At 69.9% G+C, this 2,725-nt stretch carries 2 protein-coding genes; one reads left to right on the top strand and one right to left on the bottom strand.

Translation table 11 applies throughout. From position 1 onward, the window contains the following. The first annotated feature begins 113 nt into the window (after window positions 1-113). Window positions 114-1,262, top strand: a complete 1,149-nt coding sequence (gene rlmN, locus IP78_RS07485; protein ID WP_054111073.1) for a 23S rRNA (adenine(2503)-C(2))-methyltransferase RlmN — start codon at window positions 114-116, stop codon at window positions 1,260-1,262. Here the strand turns inward: rlmN and argJ are convergent. Beyond that, the gene (gene argJ, locus IP78_RS07480) at window positions 1,259-2,668 is read right to left on the bottom strand and encodes a bifunctional glutamate N-acetyltransferase/amino-acid acetyltransferase ArgJ (protein ID WP_054111074.1); all 1,410 of its coding nucleotides are present in this window, start codon (window positions 2,666-2,668) and stop codon (window positions 1,259-1,261) included. The two genes, rlmN and argJ, sit on opposite strands and share 4 nt — an antisense overlap. Window positions 2,669-2,725 lie beyond the last annotated feature (57 nt).

The following is a 2,725-nucleotide window of genomic DNA, read 5'->3' as shown; positions in this document are numbered from 1 at the left end:
CGGCCCTCCGGGCCACCTTCTCCCGCAAGGGGAGAAGGGACTCTTCGCACCCGCCTTAAATCCAGCGTGATCCGTGCTATAAGCCGCGCCTCCCGCCACCCAGGACCCCTGCCTTGAGCCTGACGCTCGATCTCTCGCGTCCCGCGCCGACCGCTCCCGTCAACCTGTCCGGTCTGACGCGCGAGGGCCTGCGCCAGGCCCTGATCGACGCGGACATCTGCCCGCCCGAGAAGGCGAGGATGCGGGCCAGCCAGGTGTGGGGCTGGATCCACCACTATGGCGTCACCGACTTCGCCGCCATGACCAACGTCGCCAAGGACACCCAGGCGAAGCTGGCCGCCGCCTTCACCCTGGCCCGGCCAGAGGTCGTTGAGCGCCAGGTGTCGAATGACGGCACCCGCAAATGGCTGATCCGCACCGCGCCGGGCATCGAGATCGAGACCGTCTACATCCCCGATGTGGGCCGGGCAGGTGCGCTATGCGTGTCCAGTCAGGTGGGCTGCACCCTGAACTGCACCTTCTGCCACACCGGCACCCAGAAGCTGGTGCGGAACCTGACGGCGGCGGAGATCGTGGCCCAGGTGCAGGTGGCGCGCGACGACCTGGGCGAATGGCCGTCGCCCAAGGAAGACCGCCGCCTGTCCAACATCGTCTTCATGGGCATGGGCGAGCCGCTCTATAACCTCGACCACGTCGCCGACGCCGTGGACATCATCGCCGACGGCGAGGGCATCGCCATCTCGCGCCGCCGGATCACGGTCTCGACCTCAGGCGTCGTGCCGATGATCCCGGAGCTGGGCGAGCGGACACAGACCATGCTGGCGATCAGCCTGCACGCGACGAACGATCCGTTGCGCGACGTGCTGGTGCCGCTGAACAAGAAGTATCCGCTGGCGGAACTGATGGCCGCGATCCGGGCCTATCCGGGCTTGTCGAACGCGCGGCGGGTGACGTTCGAGTATGTGATGCTGAAGGGCGTCAACGACAGCCCCGAAGAGGCGCGCGCCCTGCTGAACCTGATCAAGGGCATCCCGGCCAAGATCAACCTGATCCCGTTCAACCCCTGGCCCGGCACGGACTATGAGTGCTCGGACTGGAAGACGATCGAGCGGTTCGCCGCGATCCTGAACAAGGCGGGATACGCCAGCCCGATCCGCACGCCGAGGGGACGGGATATCCTGGCCGCGTGCGGTCAGCTGAAGAGCGAGAGCGAGAAGGTCCGGGCGAGCGCCCTCAGGCGGGCGGAGCAGGCGGCGGCCTAGCTCCGGTAATCCCCGTTGATCTCGACGTAGCCCTTGGTCAGGTCGCAGGTCCAGACGGTGGCCGACGCCCGGCCCATGCCGACGTCGACGGCGATGTCGATCTCGGGGCGCTTCATGTAGGCGCTCATCTTCGCCTCGTCGTAGGTCGGGGCGATGGCGCCGTCGACGGCGGCCTGGTGAGGGCCGAAGCGGATGGCCAGGTGGTCGCGGTCGACCGGCTCCTCGGTCTTGCCGACGGCCATGACGATGCGGCCCCAGTTGGCGTCCTCGCCGGCGATGGCGGTCTTCACCAGCGGACTGTCGGCGATGGATTTGGCCAGTTTACGGGCCGACGCCGGGCTGGCGGCGCCCTCGACGGTGATCCGCACGAACTTGGACGCGCCCTCGCCGTCGCGGACCAGCTGGTGGGCCAGATCCAGCATGACCTTGTCGAGCGCGGCGGAGAACTCCTTCAGGCGGCGGTCGCCGACCCGGCCGATGCGTGGCGCGCCGGACGTGCCGGTGGCGAACAAGAGGCAGGTGTCGTTGGTCGAGGTGTCGCCGTCGACCGTCACGCTGTTGAAGGTGGTGCGGACGTGCAGGCCCAGCAGAGCGCGCAGCACCGTCGGGTGGATGTCGGCGTCGGTGACGATGAAGGCCAGCATGGTGGCCATGTCCGGCGCGATCATGCCCGAGCCCTTGGCGATGCCGGCGATGCGGACCGTGTAGCCGTCGACCTTGCACTCGGCGAACGACCCCTTGGGGAAGGTGTCGGTGGTCATGATGCCCCGACCGGCCGCCGCCCACTGCTCGGACGCGGGGGTGTCGCCGTCGAGCTTGTGCTCGATCTCGCCCAGCTTGGCCGCGATCTTGCGGTCGTCCAGCAGCACGCCGATGACGCCGGTCGAGGCCAGCATGACGTCTCTCTGGCGACAGCCGAAGCGTTTGGCGACCTCGGAGGCCGTGCGTCGGGCGGCGTCGGCCCCGGCCTTGCCGGTGAAGGCGTTGGCGCAGCCGGCGTTTACGACCAGGGCACGGACGTCCTGACCGCCGCCGACCGAATCCAGCTGGCGCCGGCACCAGTCCACGGGGGCCGAGCCGACCTTGTGGCGGGTGAAGACGCCGGCGCAGCTCGTGCCTCGGGCGAAGCGGAAGACCACCAGGTCGTCACGCTCGTGCTTGTAGAAGCCGGCGCGGGCGGTGGTCATCTCGACGCCGCCGACGCCGGGGATGGTCGGGAAGGGCACGGCGAGCGGTGAAACCTTCAGCCCCGGCTTGCCCGGCGCGGCCGGGGTCGCGGTGGCGGGCGTCGAGGGCGAGCCCTGGGTGGCTTTGCGCAGTGCCGTGGCCAGCGGGTCCAGCGCCTTGCCGACCGCCTGTTCGATGGCCTTGCCGGTCGAGCCGGGTGCGCGCGGCGAGCGGCTCACTGGGCGGTCGCCTTGGCGGCGGGCGCGGCGGGCGTCGCGGCGGGGGCGGGCGTGGGC

The organism is Brevundimonas sp. AAP58 (assembly GCF_001295975.1).
Classification (GTDB): domain Bacteria; phylum Pseudomonadota; class Alphaproteobacteria; order Caulobacterales; family Caulobacteraceae; genus Brevundimonas.
This window is presented reverse-complemented; position numbering and strand designations above follow the sequence as displayed.